Origin of the sequence: Psychrobacter sp. 219-2-C, from assembly GCF_049560815.1 — a bacterium.
In the GTDB taxonomy this organism is placed as follows: domain Bacteria; phylum Pseudomonadota; class Gammaproteobacteria; order Pseudomonadales; family Moraxellaceae; genus Psychrobacter; species Psychrobacter faecalis.
Genome location: NZ_CP186933.1, coordinates 2,159,344 through 2,175,442 on the forward strand (window position 1 = coordinate 2,159,344; position 16,099 = coordinate 2,175,442).

Below are 16,099 nucleotides of genomic sequence, written 5' to 3' on the forward strand. Positions count from 1 at the left end.
CGATTAATTCTATTAACCCATTATAACGAAAAACAGTAGCCTTAAGGTCAATACTCATTTGCTTACGTCAGATAATGTCGTTTAGTTAAATCCGTGTGAGACTCTGCAGTATCTCAATCACCGTAGGTAATTGCTTAATAAAATCACTAAATCGATGATCGCCGCCCGTTTGCATCGTTACGCTTGCTCCTTGTGTTTGATAAAACTGTTTAGATAATTCAGGATTGAGCAGCTCATCTCCTTCCTTAATGAGAACAGCAATTTTATTAGGATAATTAACGGTTGATAGTTGGTGCGCTGCAAACCATTGCAAATCTGTTTGAGTAATATCCCAACCGCCCGCTGTCGCATGAATAACCTGCTTACCCAAATCCTCGTCTTTAACATTGTTTTTTAGCGCAAAATCTTTGGCAAACCGCTGCAAAGTAATATGCGGCTGGATGCTGGGGTTTAGTAATAGCGCTGGGCAACCGGTATGATTGCTAACCACCGTAGAAAAATAACCGCCTAATGAGCTACCGACCAGTACGGTATGAGAAGATTTATTTAGCTTATCTTGTGCTGTTTTATTTTGACCGTCTAAACGTTCAATTAACGAGAGTATTTGCTTAAAAACTTGCTCAGGAGTCTTGTTCAAATCAGGTCGTAATACCTTGATATCGGGATGATACTTTTGGCAATAATCCTCCAATAATTTGCCTTTCGTAGAGTTGGCATCACTGTCTAAGCCATGGATATAAATAATATTCACGTAGAATCTCACTGATTGGTTTTGTTATGATTGCTGTATATGGCGGTGCAAAACTTAGCATAGCACTGACGCCACAAAAACAGTAACGATAAAATGGCACAGTATTATTCGCTATTTGCGCCATAATAGTATTTACGGTGAGACGAGACAAGCAATCGGGCAAGTTAAAGGAATAACGTAATAGCGATGGAGCCGCCATGAATCAGCAGTTTGAACTGTTCGAGATTGCCAATCCATGCATTGGTGTTTGCCAAAGCAATAAAAAGGGCTACTGCTTTGGCTGCCTGCGTAGCCGTCCTGAGCGCCAGCTATGGCATGAGATGACGACCGAACAGCGCCGCGAAGTACTAAGGCTTATAGCAGGGCGTAGGCAACGTATCGAGCAGCTACGACAGCGTAAAGGCGAGCAATTGGGCTTTGATTTTGATGAGTCAATAGAGACAGGAAGATTATTTTAACAAAAATGAAAGGTTAATATATACTTAATATTACAAGGTAGTAATGTAAAAAAACTACATAGTATCCTATTGAAATTTATTTTATTATCACTATATACAAATAAATGAATATTTATAAACCAAATGGTTTTTAAGGATAATATAATGAATCATACTGTCACGCCTGATACAAAAGACACTGTGAAAAACTCGCGCCAAATTGAACACCTTTACGCTGGCGTCGATACCCAAGACGGTGCTGGGGTTAAGCTGACACGGGTACTGACCCAGCAGCTACAAGAGCGTCTTGACCCGTATTTGATGTTAGACAACTTTAAAAGCCATAATCCAGAAGACTATGTTGCCGGTTTCCCCAATCATCCGCATCGTGGTTTTGAAACCATTACCTATATGATTACTGGCCGTATGCGCCACCGCGACAGCGCCGGTAACGAAGGGCTATTACAAAATGGCGGCGTCCAATGGATGACGGCGGCGAGCGGTGTGATTCATTCAGAATTGCCTGAACAAGAAAACGGCGCAATGGAAGGTTTCCAGCTTTGGCTTAACCTACCTGCCAAAGACAAAATGAATGACCCTTGGTATAAAGATTTCCAAAGTGACGATTTGCCAAAATATAGCACGGAAGATGGCGTAGACGTCACGGTAATTGCGGGTCAATCGTATGGTATTGAAGGCGCGGTCACACGCGATATCACTGAGCCGACTTATTTGGATATCCATCTACCAGCAGGAACGAGTTTTAGTCAGGCGATTCCGGCTGACCATAATGCTTTTGCTTTTGTCTATCGCGGTACCATAGAAATTGCAGGCGAAACGGTACCAACTAAAACCATGGCTATTCTTGAAAATAATGCTGATACTGACGGCGTTACCATTACAGCCGATAGTAGTGAGGATACCAAAGTGATTTTAATCACTGGTCGCCCACTACGCGAGCCGATTGTGCAATACGGTCCCTTTGTTATGAACAGTCAGCAAGAAATTATGCAAGCGGTCACTGATTTCCAAAGTGGTAAGTTTGGTGAAGGGGCTTAGTGGTTAGCGTAGTTTGTTAACTACTTTATTGAGTGTTAAAGCCCGTATTAGTTCGCTAATATGGGCTTTTTTTGTGAGAACAAAGCGCTGATTTAATCTTAATCAAACTATGGCTTATCCATTTATCTCAAATGCTGTTACCTGTACATAAAAAAGAGATAAAAAATATTTTGGCTTCTTTATAATTATCATTGGACATATCAATTACGACTTCATTACAGCTGGATATAATAATATTATCAATTTAACTGGTAATTGAAAGTGATATACTAATTGTTTTTCATTTGCCATGCAGAAGCTGCACCTTTTCTACCTGGTATGGGTTCAATTACATCTCGGTTTTTTAAGCGTAAGAATACATTTTTCATTGTATTTTCACTTTTAATTCCTGTTATATCTCTAGCTATACGATTTGTAATTTCGTCATTTTCTTTAAGATATTCTATGACTAATTCCTCTGCTGAAGCAAGAGGTTCATGAGGTATCAGAACAAGAACAGAATTTTCTTTTTCCATTATAATAGGTGGTTTTAATCTTAAAGCTTCCATAGCACTGAATGCTGTATTCAATCCTTCGCCGACATCCTGATTTGGTGGGTTTGGAAATTTGTTGATAAGCCGAACTACAGTGGGGTTTCTTGCACTTTGAGTATCCAGTATATTCTCTTTAGTAACATGCCCCGGTAATTTACCCGGACTCTCCACTTCAATCCTATTATCAAAAATCCTTATCTGTGAGTCTGCAGCAATACTATAATCTCTATGCAATACTGCATTAGTGATTATTTCGTGTAAAGTTTCTCTCGGATATAGAATATTTTCCATTCCTTTGGTACCAAGTTTTTGAATACCCTCTATTATTTTTATAGATTGTTCAACTGCTCGATAAATCACATTGTATAAATCGCCTTCAATAGTTATAGGCACACCATCAAGAAACTCTCTACCAATATCTTCATCCTTTGTCCGATAACGCATTATTTTTATACTACATCTTTTAGGCAGATAAATTGCAGGTTCATCACAGAATAATAATACACCTGAAACCTTACACTGCTCTTCTTTTACAAGTTCTTGATTATTTAGGTAAGTTAGAGGTTCAGCATTAGGAACAACATTAATCAAAAAGTTGAGTATTGAAATACTATTCTCTATTCTTTCTGGATTAATATTTACCCATTCGTCTTCAAAAGTTGTAATCCCTTTATCTAGTTCTAGCCTTGCTATCTCTTGGTTAGAACTTAATTTAGATTTACCCGCATTAATTCTGACAAAGATTTCATTTTTCGAAGATTTTACAATTTCTTTGACCTTCTTCACAGTTATATGAAGCACATAACCAGGATAATCACGATTTTCTAAGAACTCAAATATTAGATGATTACCAAATGGATGTGATTTGAATAATACTTGAGTTATATCATTAGCTTCTTCAACATCATTAAAACCCATCCAAGAACGTATCTTAGAACTACCTTTTTCAGAGATTCCAATGTAAATATCTCCACCACCTGCGTTAGCAAATGCTGATACAGTTTCGGATAACTTAGCTGGCTTTATTTCTTTAGCTTTAACATCATTAAGAAAGTTTTCTTCAATATTAATAATTTTTATAGCTTGTTCTCTACTAATTTCATAAACGGGATACATTTAAAGTCTTCCTTAATATCTATAAGTTTACTCTAATAAATAATTTCCAAAGTATTTAAATACATAACAAATTTAACATTAATATGCATGTTTGACACCTAATAAATTCTAACTCAAAAAGCATTACTATCAACTTCTCAAAAATCTACCCAAAAAAAAAGCCCCCTAACAATTAAGTTAGGGGGCTTTAGGAATAGAGAGCTGACGATGACCTACTCTCACATGGCCGGGGCCACACTACCATTGGCGCGATGATGTTTCACTTCTGAGTTCGGGAAGGGATCAGGTGGTGCCATCATGCTATTGTCGTCAGCAAAGGGGGTTAGATATGAGTCTGTGTGTTTAATGACTAGTGTCATCTTAATCCAACTGAATCAAGGATTAAGGTGATATCGAAATAATTAGACTTGATACAAACCACTTGGGTGTTGTATGGTCAAGCCAAACGAGCAATTAGTACAGGTTAGCTACACACATCGCTGTGCTTCCACACCCTGCCTATCAACGTCCTAGTCTTGAACGGCTCTTTAGGGAAATCTAATCTTGAGGTGGGCTTCCCGCTTAGATGCTTTCAGCGGTTATCCCATCCGAACGTAGCTACCGGGCAATGCCATTGGCATGACAACCCGAACACCAGTGGTTCGTCCACTCTGGTCCTCTCGTACTAGGAGCAGATCCTCTCAAATTTCCAACGCCCACGGTAGATAGGGACCGAACTGTCTCACGACGTTCTAAACCCAGCTCGCGTACCTCTTTAAATGGCGAACAGCCATACCCTTAGGACCTGCTTCAGCCCTAGGATGAGATGAGCCGACATCGAGGTGCCAAACACCGCCGTCGATATGAACTCTTGGGCGGTATCAGCCTGTTATCCCCAGAGTACCTTTTATCCGTTGAGCGATGGCCCTTCCATACAGAACCACCGGATCACTAAGACCTACTTTCGTACCTGCTCGACTTGTGGGTCTCGCAGTTAAGCGCGCTTTTGCCTTTATACTCTATGAACGATTTCCGACCGTTCTGAGCGCACCTTCGTACTCCTCCGTTACTCTTTAGGAGGAGACCGCCCCAGTCAAACTACCCACCATACATTGTCCTCGGTATTGTTATACCTGAGTTAGAACCCCGACATGACCAGGGTGGTATTTCAAGGATGGCTCCACCAAGACTAGCGTCTCGGCTTCAAAGCCTCCCACCTATCCTGCACAAGTCAGGTCAAAGTTCAATGTAAAGCTGTAGTAAAGGTTCACGGGGTCTTTCCGTCTAGCCGCGGGTACACAGCATCTTCACTGCGATTTCGATTTCACTGAGTCTCTGCTGGAGACAGCGCTGCCATCATTATGTCATTCGTGCAGGTCGGAACTTACCCGACAAGGAATTTCGCTACCTTAGGACCGTTATAGTTACGGCCGCCGTTTACTGGGGCTTCGATCAAGAGCTTCGCATACGCTAACCCCATCAATTAACCTTCCAGCACCGGGCAGACATCACACCCTATACGTCCACTTTCGTGTTTGCAGAGTGCTGTGTTTTTAATAAACAGTTGCAGCAGCCTGGTATCTGCGACTGCCAACAGCTCAAGGAGCAAGTCCTATCACCATCGGCAGCGTACCTTCTCCCGAAGTTACGGTACCATTTTGCCTAGTTCCTTCAGCAGAGTTCTCTCAAGCGCCTTGGTATTCTCTACCTGATCACCTGTGTCGGTTTAGGGTACGATTCGTTTATAACTATTGCTTAGAAGCTTTTCCTGGAAGCATGGTATTTGCCACTTCGCGGTACAAGTACCGCTTGCTATCAGATCTCAGCCGTATTACAGTCCGGATTTGCCTAAACTGTAAGCCTACATCCTTTCACCTGGACAACCAACGCCAGGCTGACATAACCTACTCCGTCCCTCCATCGCATTATAAACAAGTATCGGAATATTAACCGATTTCCCATCGACTACGCCTTTCGGCCTCGCCTTAGGGGTCGACTCACCCAGCCCCGATTAACGTTGGACTGGAACCCTTGATCTTCCGGCGTGCGAGCTTTTCACTCGCATTATCGTTACTCACGTCAGCATTCGCTCTTGTGATACCTCCAGCATGCTTTACAACACACCTTCACAGGCTTACACAACGCTCCCCTACCACTTGAAAACAAATTCAAATCCGCAGCTTCGGCTCCTAGTTTGAGCCCCGTTACATCTTCCGCGCGGGCCGACTCGACTAGTGAGCTATTACGCTTTCTTTAAAGGATGGCTGCTTCTAAGCCAACCTCCTAGCTGTCTATGCCTTCCCACCTCGTTTCCCACTTAACTAGGAATTTGGGGCCTTAGCTGGCGGTCTGGGTTGTTTCCCTCTCCACAATGGACGTTAGCACCCACTGTGTGTCTCCCGGATATCACTCATCGGTATTCGGAGTTTGCATCGGTTTGGTAAGTCGGTATGACCCCCTAGCCGAAACAGTGCTCTACCCCCAATGGTGTTCGTCCGAGGCGCTACCTAAATAGCTTTCGGGGAGAACCAGCTATCACCGAGTTTGATTAGCCTTTCACCCCTATCCACAAGTCATCCCCTGGCTTTTCAACGACAGTGGGTTCGGTCCTCCGGTGCCTGTTACGGCACTTTCAACCTGCTCATGGATAGATCACTCGGTTTCGGGTCTATACCCTGCAACTAATCGCCCTATTAAGACTCGGTTTCCCTACGGCTCCCCTAAACGGTTAACCTTGCTACAGAATATAAGTCGCTGACCCATTATACAAAAGGTACGCGGTCACCCTAATAAATTAAGGCTCCCACTGCTTGTACGCACACGGTTTCAGGTTCTATTTCACTCCCCTCACAGGGGTTCTTTTCGCCTTTCCCTCACGGTACTGGTTCACTATCGGTCAGTCAGGAGTATTTAGCCTTGGAGGATGGTCCCCCCATCTTCAAACAGGATTTCTCGTGCCCCGCTCTACTTAATATGTTAATGCTAATGTTTCGAATACAGGACTATCACCTACTACGGTCAGCTTTCCCACGCTGTTCTTCTACATTAGTACTAATCGGCTTCTCCCCGTTCGCTCGCCGCTACTAGGGGAATCTCAATTGATGTCTATTCCTAAGGGTACTGAGATGTTTCACTTCCCCTCGTTCGCCTCTTATATAAATATAAGATACCTAGCTTATGCTAGGTGGGTTTCCCCATTCAGAAATCTCCGGATCACAGGATATTGCCGCCTCCCCGAAGCTTATCGCAGGCTGTCACGTCTTTCATCGCCTCTGACTGCCAAGGCATCCACCATGTGCGCTTCATTACTTGACCATACAACCCCAAGTAGTCTTTCGACTTCTAAGTGTCATACAATCTAATTATGATAACGATATCACCTATGTTTACGCTTGATTCAGTTCTCTTTACTTTTTTAAGAAATCCTCTTTGGGATAACAAACAATGTCGTTAAAAGAGGATTTCTTAAGGTTAGAGTGTCGCGTGAACACGCCACTCTAACCCAGACTCATATCTATGTTTTTAAATAGTTCTTACTCTCTCGTCGAGTAGTAAGTTTCCGTATAAAACAGAAAGAAGTAATCAGATAATATATCGCTATATTGGAATCACTTGTTTCTGTTTGATACCTATTCATTTATTAGCATTCAAAGCTTACTGCGTTTATAGTGGTGGAGCCAAACGGAGTCGAACCGTTGACCTCCTGCGTGCAAGGCAGGCGCTCTACCAACTGAGCTATGGCCCCATATATAAATGGTGGGTCTAAGTGGACTTGAACCACTGACCCCCGCGTTATCAACACGGTGCTCTAACCAGCTGAGCTACAGACCCAAATTACGCTTGTATAAACGTAAGCTTAAACTAAAGAACAACTTGTTGTGAATTCTTGCTGACCGAATGCTGTCTATAAGGAGGTGATCCAGCCGCAGGTTCCCCTACGGCTACCTTGTTACGACTTCACCCCAGTCATCAACCACACCGTGGTGATCGCCTTCCTAAAAGGTTAGGCTAACCACTTCTGGTGCAATCAACTCCCATGGTGTGACGGGCGGTGTGTACAAGGCCCGGGAACGTATTCACCGCGGCATTCTGATCCGCGATTACTAGCGATTCCTACTTCATGGAGTCGAGTTGCAGACTCCAATCTGGACTACGATAGGCTTTTTGAGATTCGCATCACATCGCTGTGTAGCTGCCCTCTGTACCTACCATTGTAGCACGTGTGTAGCCCTGGTCGTAAGGGCCATGATGACTTGACGTCGTCCCCGCCTTCCTCCAGTTTGTCACTGGCAGTATCCTTAGAGTTCCCGGCCAAACCGCTGGTAACTAAGGACAAGGGTTGCGCTCGTTGCGGGACTTAACCCAACATCTCACGACACGAGCTGACGACAGCCATGCAGCACCTGTATTCTAATTCCCGAAGGCACTCCCGCATCTCTGCAGGATTCTAGATATGTCAAGACCAGGTAAGGTTCTTCGCGTTGCATCGAATTAAACCACATGCTCCACCGCTTGTGCGGGCCCCCGTCAATTCATTTGAGTTTTAACCTTGCGGCCGTACTCCCCAGGCGGTCTACTTATTGCGTTAGCTGCGTCACTAAGTCCTCAAGGGACCCAACGACTAGTAGACATCGTTTACGGCGTGGACTACCAGGGTATCTAATCCTGTTTGCTACCCACGCTTTCGAACCTCAGTGTCAGTATGATGCCAGAAGGCTGCCTTCGCCATCGGTATTCCTCCAGATCTCTACGCATTTCACCGCTACACCTGGAATTCTACCTTCCTCTCACCTACTCTAGCCTAACAGTATCAGATGCCGTTCCCAGGTTAAGCCCGGGGCTTTCACATCTGACTTATCAAGCCACCTACGCTCGCTTTACGCCCAGTAATTCCGATTAACGCTTGCACCCTCTGTATTACCGCGGCTGCTGGCACAGAGTTAGCCGGTGCTTATTCTGCAGCTAATGTCATCGTCCATGGGTATTAACCATGGAGTCTTCTTCACTGCTTAAAGTGCTTTACAACCAAAAGGCCTTCTTCACACACGCGGCATGGCTGGATCAGGGTTGCCCCCATTGTCCAATATTCCCCACTGCTGCCTCCCGTAGGAGTCCGGGCCGTGTCTCAGTCCCGGTGTGGCTGATCATCCTCTCAGACCAGCTACAGATCGTCGCCATGGTAGGCTTTTACCCCACCATCTAGCTAATCCGACTTAGGCTCATCTAATAGCGAGAGCAACAAGTTGCCCCCTTTCTCCCGTAGGTCGTATGCGGTATTAATTCGAGTTTCCCCGAGCTATCCCCCACTACTAGGTAGATTCCTAAGTATTACTCACCCGTCCGCCGCTCGTCAGCGAGAAGCAAGCTTCTCCTGTTACCGCTCGACTTGCATGTGTTAAGCCTGCCGCCAGCGTTCAATCTGAGCCATGATCAAACTCTTCAGTTTAATCTTGCATGAAGTCCTTTAAAGAGACTTCGAAACTTGGCTCATTTAATCTGGCAATTACGCTCTCGTATGTTTCATATAATGAATTAACTTTGAGTTTTCTTGCTGTCTTAAATGATAATTTTTATAGTTAGAATGACTCCCGAAAAGAGAGTAAAACCAACTTTATTTTTTAGCATTCTGAATCAGCAAAAATCCACACAAGTTGTTCTTTAGTTATGCTTTTAAATAGTGTCAAGTTACTGTCGTCCAGTAACTGATATATAGGGTTTTTCTCTTTGCTAGTCAGTTTAAGCTAAGAACTTATCCTATCTAGCGAGCCGACTATCATATCATAATGATTTGGTTTGTCAAGCTTTTTTATAATTTGTTTCAATGGGTTAGCCAGGTTTGTTATATGTAAATCCACATATAAGTAACTCCGGTTCTCCCTAATGAGGTGCGTATTATAGACGCTTATTTTAATTAGTCAAGAAGTTATTTTTATTTAGTTTGAAATTTTTACCAGCCTACTTAGTAGTAGTTTGATGTGTTCTTTCTCGCTAATGGATGTTAATTCAGTGCCAAAACACTTTCTAAACGCCCTTCCCTTTCGACTGGGTGGCATTATACGCGCTTTTAGTAGGGGGTCAAGCTAATATCAATTTTTATTTTATATATATTACAACTTATTGAAATACATCACTTTAAATAAGTTGAATAGAGCATTAGTTTTTTAGAAAAACGTCATCAAGCTATTACTTCATTAGGATATAATATTTTTAAGCCGGATATATATACACGAATAATAGCTAATATTGAGCCTTATGAAAGAAAAAACGTCCAGTCATTGGATTAATAATTATTTAGCTTAAAGCAGCCAAAAAAAAGCCCCCTAACAATTAAGTTAGGGGGCTTTAGGAATAGAGAGCTGACGATGACCTACTCTCACATGGCCGGGGCCACACTACCATTGGCGCGATGATGTTTCACTTCTGAGTTCGGGAAGGGATCAGGTGGTGCCATCATGCTATTGTCGTCAGCAAAGGGGGTTAGATATGAGTCTGTGTGTTTAATGACTAGTGTCATCTTAATCCAACTGAATCAAGGATTAAGGTGATATCGAAATAATTAGACTTGATACAAACCACTTGGGTGTTGTATGGTCAAGCCAAACGAGCAATTAGTACAGGTTAGCTACACACATCGCTGTGCTTCCACACCCTGCCTATCAACGTCCTAGTCTTGAACGGCTCTTTAGGGAAATCTAATCTTGAGGTGGGCTTCCCGCTTAGATGCTTTCAGCGGTTATCCCATCCGAACGTAGCTACCGGGCAATGCCATTGGCATGACAACCCGAACACCAGTGGTTCGTCCACTCTGGTCCTCTCGTACTAGGAGCAGATCCTCTCAAATTTCCAACGCCCACGGTAGATAGGGACCGAACTGTCTCACGACGTTCTAAACCCAGCTCGCGTACCTCTTTAAATGGCGAACAGCCATACCCTTAGGACCTGCTTCAGCCCTAGGATGAGATGAGCCGACATCGAGGTGCCAAACACCGCCGTCGATATGAACTCTTGGGCGGTATCAGCCTGTTATCCCCAGAGTACCTTTTATCCGTTGAGCGATGGCCCTTCCATACAGAACCACCGGATCACTAAGACCTACTTTCGTACCTGCTCGACTTGTGGGTCTCGCAGTTAAGCGCGCTTTTGCCTTTATACTCTATGAACGATTTCCGACCGTTCTGAGCGCACCTTCGTACTCCTCCGTTACTCTTTAGGAGGAGACCGCCCCAGTCAAACTACCCACCATACATTGTCCTCGGTATTGTTATACCTGAGTTAGAACCCCGACATGACCAGGGTGGTATTTCAAGGATGGCTCCACCAAGACTAGCGTCTCGGCTTCAAAGCCTCCCACCTATCCTGCACAAGTCAGGTCAAAGTTCAATGTAAAGCTGTAGTAAAGGTTCACGGGGTCTTTCCGTCTAGCCGCGGGTACACAGCATCTTCACTGCGATTTCGATTTCACTGAGTCTCTGCTGGAGACAGCGCTGCCATCATTATGTCATTCGTGCAGGTCGGAACTTACCCGACAAGGAATTTCGCTACCTTAGGACCGTTATAGTTACGGCCGCCGTTTACTGGGGCTTCGATCAAGAGCTTCGCATACGCTAACCCCATCAATTAACCTTCCAGCACCGGGCAGACATCACACCCTATACGTCCACTTTCGTGTTTGCAGAGTGCTGTGTTTTTAATAAACAGTTGCAGCAGCCTGGTATCTGCGACTGCCAACAGCTCAAGGAGCAAGTCCTATCACCATCGGCAGCGTACCTTCTCCCGAAGTTACGGTACCATTTTGCCTAGTTCCTTCAGCAGAGTTCTCTCAAGCGCCTTGGTATTCTCTACCTGATCACCTGTGTCGGTTTAGGGTACGATTCGTTTATAACTATTGCTTAGAAGCTTTTCCTGGAAGCATGGTATTTGCCACTTCGCGGTACAAGTACCGCTTGCTATCAGATCTCAGCCGTATTACAGTCCGGATTTGCCTAAACTGTAAGCCTACATCCTTTCACCTGGACAACCAACGCCAGGCTGACATAACCTACTCCGTCCCTCCATCGCATTATAAACAAGTATCGGAATATTAACCGATTTCCCATCGACTACGCCTTTCGGCCTCGCCTTAGGGGTCGACTCACCCAGCCCCGATTAACGTTGGACTGGAACCCTTGATCTTCCGGCGTGCGAGCTTTTCACTCGCATTATCGTTACTCACGTCAGCATTCGCTCTTGTGATACCTCCAGCATGCTTTACAACACACCTTCACAGGCTTACACAACGCTCCCCTACCACTTGAAAACAAATTCAAATCCGCAGCTTCGGCTCCTAGTTTGAGCCCCGTTACATCTTCCGCGCGGGCCGACTCGACTAGTGAGCTATTACGCTTTCTTTAAAGGATGGCTGCTTCTAAGCCAACCTCCTAGCTGTCTATGCCTTCCCACCTCGTTTCCCACTTAACTAGGAATTTGGGGCCTTAGCTGGCGGTCTGGGTTGTTTCCCTCTCCACAATGGACGTTAGCACCCACTGTGTGTCTCCCGGATATCACTCATCGGTATTCGGAGTTTGCATCGGTTTGGTAAGTCGGTATGACCCCCTAGCCGAAACAGTGCTCTACCCCCAATGGTGTTCGTCCGAGGCGCTACCTAAATAGCTTTCGGGGAGAACCAGCTATCACCGAGTTTGATTAGCCTTTCACCCCTATCCACAAGTCATCCCCTGGCTTTTCAACGACAGTGGGTTCGGTCCTCCGGTGCCTGTTACGGCACTTTCAACCTGCTCATGGATAGATCACTCGGTTTCGGGTCTATACCCTGCAACTAATCGCCCTATTAAGACTCGGTTTCCCTACGGCTCCCCTAAACGGTTAACCTTGCTACAGAATATAAGTCGCTGACCCATTATACAAAAGGTACGCGGTCACCCTAATAAATTAAGGCTCCCACTGCTTGTACGCACACGGTTTCAGGTTCTATTTCACTCCCCTCACAGGGGTTCTTTTCGCCTTTCCCTCACGGTACTGGTTCACTATCGGTCAGTCAGGAGTATTTAGCCTTGGAGGATGGTCCCCCCATCTTCAAACAGGATTTCTCGTGCCCCGCTCTACTTAATATGTTAATGCTAATGTTTCGAATACAGGACTATCACCTACTACGGTCAGCTTTCCCACGCTGTTCTTCTACATTAGTACTAATCGGCTTCTCCCCGTTCGCTCGCCGCTACTAGGGGAATCTCAATTGATGTCTATTCCTAAGGGTACTGAGATGTTTCACTTCCCCTCGTTCGCCTCTTATATAAATATAAGATACCTAGCTTATGCTAGGTGGGTTTCCCCATTCAGAAATCTCCGGATCACAGGATATTGCCGCCTCCCCGAAGCTTATCGCAGGCTGTCACGTCTTTCATCGCCTCTGACTGCCAAGGCATCCACCATGTGCGCTTCATTACTTGACCATACAACCCCAAGTAGTCTTTCGACTTCTAAGTGTCATACAATCTAATTATGATAACGATATCACCTATGTTTACGCTTGATTCAGTTCTCTTTACTTTTTTAAGAAATCCTCTTTGGGATAACAAACAATGTCGTTAAAAGAGGATTTCTTAAGGTTAGAGTGTCGCGTGAACACGCCACTCTAACCCAGACTCATATCTATGTTTTTAAATAGTTCTTACTCTCTCGTCGAGTAGTAAGTTTCCGTATAAAACAGAAAGAAGTAATCAGATAATATATCGCTATATTGGAATCACTTGTTTCTGTTTGATACCTATTCATTTATTAGCATTCAAAGCTTACTGCGTTTATAGTGGTGGAGCCAAACGGAGTCGAACCGTTGACCTCCTGCGTGCAAGGCAGGCGCTCTACCAACTGAGCTATGGCCCCATATATAAATGGTGGGTCTAAGTGGACTTGAACCACTGACCCCCGCGTTATCAACACGGTGCTCTAACCAGCTGAGCTACAGACCCAAATTACGCTTGTATAAACGTAAGCTTAAACTAAAGAACAACTTGTTGTGAATTCTTGCTGACCGAATGCTGTCTATAAGGAGGTGATCCAGCCGCAGGTTCCCCTACGGCTACCTTGTTACGACTTCACCCCAGTCATCAACCACACCGTGGTGATCGCCTTCCTAAAAGGTTAGGCTAACCACTTCTGGTGCAATCAACTCCCATGGTGTGACGGGCGGTGTGTACAAGGCCCGGGAACGTATTCACCGCGGCATTCTGATCCGCGATTACTAGCGATTCCTACTTCATGGAGTCGAGTTGCAGACTCCAATCTGGACTACGATAGGCTTTTTGAGATTCGCATCACATCGCTGTGTAGCTGCCCTCTGTACCTACCATTGTAGCACGTGTGTAGCCCTGGTCGTAAGGGCCATGATGACTTGACGTCGTCCCCGCCTTCCTCCAGTTTGTCACTGGCAGTATCCTTAGAGTTCCCGGCCAAACCGCTGGTAACTAAGGACAAGGGTTGCGCTCGTTGCGGGACTTAACCCAACATCTCACGACACGAGCTGACGACAGCCATGCAGCACCTGTATTCTAATTCCCGAAGGCACTCCCGCATCTCTGCAGGATTCTAGATATGTCAAGACCAGGTAAGGTTCTTCGCGTTGCATCGAATTAAACCACATGCTCCACCGCTTGTGCGGGCCCCCGTCAATTCATTTGAGTTTTAACCTTGCGGCCGTACTCCCCAGGCGGTCTACTTATTGCGTTAGCTGCGTCACTAAGTCCTCAAGGGACCCAACGACTAGTAGACATCGTTTACGGCGTGGACTACCAGGGTATCTAATCCTGTTTGCTACCCACGCTTTCGAACCTCAGTGTCAGTATGATGCCAGAAGGCTGCCTTCGCCATCGGTATTCCTCCAGATCTCTACGCATTTCACCGCTACACCTGGAATTCTACCTTCCTCTCACCTACTCTAGCCTAACAGTATCAGATGCCGTTCCCAGGTTAAGCCCGGGGCTTTCACATCTGACTTATCAAGCCACCTACGCTCGCTTTACGCCCAGTAATTCCGATTAACGCTTGCACCCTCTGTATTACCGCGGCTGCTGGCACAGAGTTAGCCGGTGCTTATTCTGCAGCTAATGTCATCGTCCATGGGTATTAACCATGGAGTCTTCTTCACTGCTTAAAGTGCTTTACAACCAAAAGGCCTTCTTCACACACGCGGCATGGCTGGATCAGGGTTGCCCCCATTGTCCAATATTCCCCACTGCTGCCTCCCGTAGGAGTCCGGGCCGTGTCTCAGTCCCGGTGTGGCTGATCATCCTCTCAGACCAGCTACAGATCGTCGCCATGGTAGGCTTTTACCCCACCATCTAGCTAATCCGACTTAGGCTCATCTAATAGCGAGAGCAACAAGTTGCCCCCTTTCTCCCGTAGGTCGTATGCGGTATTAATTCGAGTTTCCCCGAGCTATCCCCCACTACTAGGTAGATTCCTAAGTATTACTCACCCGTCCGCCGCTCGTCAGCGAGAAGCAAGCTTCTCCTGTTACCGCTCGACTTGCATGTGTTAAGCCTGCCGCCAGCGTTCAATCTGAGCCATGATCAAACTCTTCAGTTTAATCTTGCATGAAGTCCTTTAAAGAGACTTCGAAACTTGGCTCATTTAATCTGGCAATTACGCTCTCGTATGTTTCATATAATGAATTAACTTTGAGTTTTCTTGCTGTCTTAAATGATAATTTTTATAGTTAGAATGACTCCCGAAAAGAGAGTAAAACCAACTTTATTTTTTAGCATTCTGAATCAGCAAAAATCCACACAAGTTGTTCTTTAGTTATGCTTTTAAATAGTGTCAAGTTACTGTCGTCCAGTAACTGATATATAGGGTTTTTCTCTTTGCTAGTCAGTTTAAGCTAAGAACTTATCCTATCTAGCGAGCCGACTATCATATCATAATGATTTGGTTTGTCAAGCTTTTTTATAATTTGTTTCAATGGGTTAGCCAGGTTTGTTATATGTAAATCCACATATAAGTAACTCCGGTTCTCCCTAATGAGGTGCGTATTATAGACGGTTTGAACTGGGTGTCAACCGATTTTCGATAGATTTCTTAATTTATTTTAGAAGACGGTAAACAAACCATATTTTTCAATAGCTTAGTAAAAATCAGATATTAAACCAAAGAAGATTATTCTCTAGACATGCCTTAATGTTTAATTATTATTTGCTACGAAGCTTATTAGTAAGCTCAATTGGACATTT

Annotated in this window: 4 protein-coding genes, 4 tRNA genes and 6 rRNA genes; 2 read left to right on the forward strand and 12 right to left on the reverse strand. The window is 44.7% G+C overall.

Features of this window, described 5'->3' with window-relative positions:
• Positions 1–85: 85 nt before the first annotated feature.
• The gene (locus ACPEGP_RS08830; RefSeq protein ID WP_423813178.1) at positions 86–751 is read right to left on the reverse strand and encodes a YqiA/YcfP family alpha/beta fold hydrolase; all 666 of its coding nucleotides are present in this window, start codon (positions 749–751) and stop codon (positions 86–88) included.
• 197 nt (positions 752–948) lie between these two features.
• On the opposite strand from ACPEGP_RS08830, the gene ACPEGP_RS08835 reads away from it, so the two are divergent.
• Both ACPEGP_RS08835 and ACPEGP_RS08840 read left to right on the forward strand, forming a co-directional pair.
• Positions 949–1,209 (forward strand): DUF1289 domain-containing protein, encoded by a 261-nt coding sequence (locus ACPEGP_RS08835; protein WP_286795854.1) that lies wholly within the window; start codon positions 949–951, stop codon positions 1,207–1,209.
• Between the two features lie 144 nt (positions 1,210–1,353).
• Entirely contained in the window at positions 1,354–2,247 is an 894-nt protein-coding gene (locus ACPEGP_RS08840; protein ID WP_423813179.1) for a pirin family protein, read from the forward strand.
• A 269-nt stretch (positions 2,248–2,516) separates the two neighbouring features.
• On the opposite strand, the gene ACPEGP_RS08845 is transcribed toward ACPEGP_RS08840, so the two are convergent.
• The 11 genes from ACPEGP_RS08845 to ACPEGP_RS08895 all read right to left on the reverse strand — a co-directional run bounded on the left by ACPEGP_RS08845 (position 2,517) and on the right by ACPEGP_RS08895 (position 15,455).
• Positions 2,517–3,896 (reverse strand): ATP-binding protein, encoded by a 1,380-nt coding sequence (locus ACPEGP_RS08845; RefSeq protein ID WP_423813180.1) that lies wholly within the window; start codon positions 3,894–3,896, stop codon positions 2,517–2,519.
• A 199-nt stretch (positions 3,897–4,095) separates the two neighbouring features.
• A 5S ribosomal RNA gene (gene rrf / locus ACPEGP_RS08850) occupies positions 4,096–4,210 on the reverse strand.
• A gap of 118 nt (positions 4,211–4,328) precedes the next feature.
• A 23S ribosomal RNA gene (locus ACPEGP_RS08855) occupies positions 4,329–7,190 on the reverse strand.
• A gap of 354 nt (positions 7,191–7,544) precedes the next feature.
• Positions 7,545–7,620 (reverse strand) — tRNA-Ala (locus ACPEGP_RS08860).
• Positions 7,621–7,629: 9 nt separating this feature from the next.
• Positions 7,630–7,706: transfer RNA gene (locus tag ACPEGP_RS08865), tRNA-Ile, on the reverse strand.
• A 76-nt stretch (positions 7,707–7,782) separates the two neighbouring features.
• A 16S ribosomal RNA gene (locus ACPEGP_RS08870) occupies positions 7,783–9,321 on the reverse strand.
• Positions 9,322–10,229: 908 nt separating this feature from the next.
• Positions 10,230–10,344, reverse strand: a 5S ribosomal RNA gene (gene rrf, locus ACPEGP_RS08875).
• A gap of 118 nt (positions 10,345–10,462) precedes the next feature.
• A 23S ribosomal RNA gene (locus ACPEGP_RS08880) occupies positions 10,463–13,324 on the reverse strand.
• Positions 13,325–13,678: 354 nt separating this feature from the next.
• Positions 13,679–13,754, reverse strand: a tRNA-Ala gene (locus ACPEGP_RS08885).
• Between the two features lie 9 nt (positions 13,755–13,763).
• A tRNA-Ile gene (locus tag ACPEGP_RS08890) sits at positions 13,764–13,840 on the reverse strand.
• Positions 13,841–13,916: 76 nt separating this feature from the next.
• A 16S ribosomal RNA gene (locus ACPEGP_RS08895) occupies positions 13,917–15,455 on the reverse strand.
• Together the 16S, 23S and 5S rRNA genes with 4 tRNA genes alongside form the textbook arrangement of a ribosomal RNA operon.
• Between the last annotated feature and the right edge of the window lie 644 nt (positions 15,456–16,099).

What these genes read in the sequence shown, in the direction of transcription:
- ACPEGP_RS08835 (WP_286795854.1), top strand. Translation starts at nt 949, where the DNA reads ATGAATCAGCAGTTTGAACTGTTCGAGATTGCCAATCCATGCATTGGT.
- ACPEGP_RS08840 (WP_423813179.1), top strand. Translation starts at nt 1,354, where the DNA reads ATGAATCATACTGTCACGCCTGATACAAAAGACACTGTGAAAAACTCG.
- ACPEGP_RS08845 (WP_423813180.1), bottom strand. Translation starts at nt 3,896, where the DNA reads ATGTATCCCGTTTATGAAATTAGTAGAGAACAAGCTATAAAAATTATT.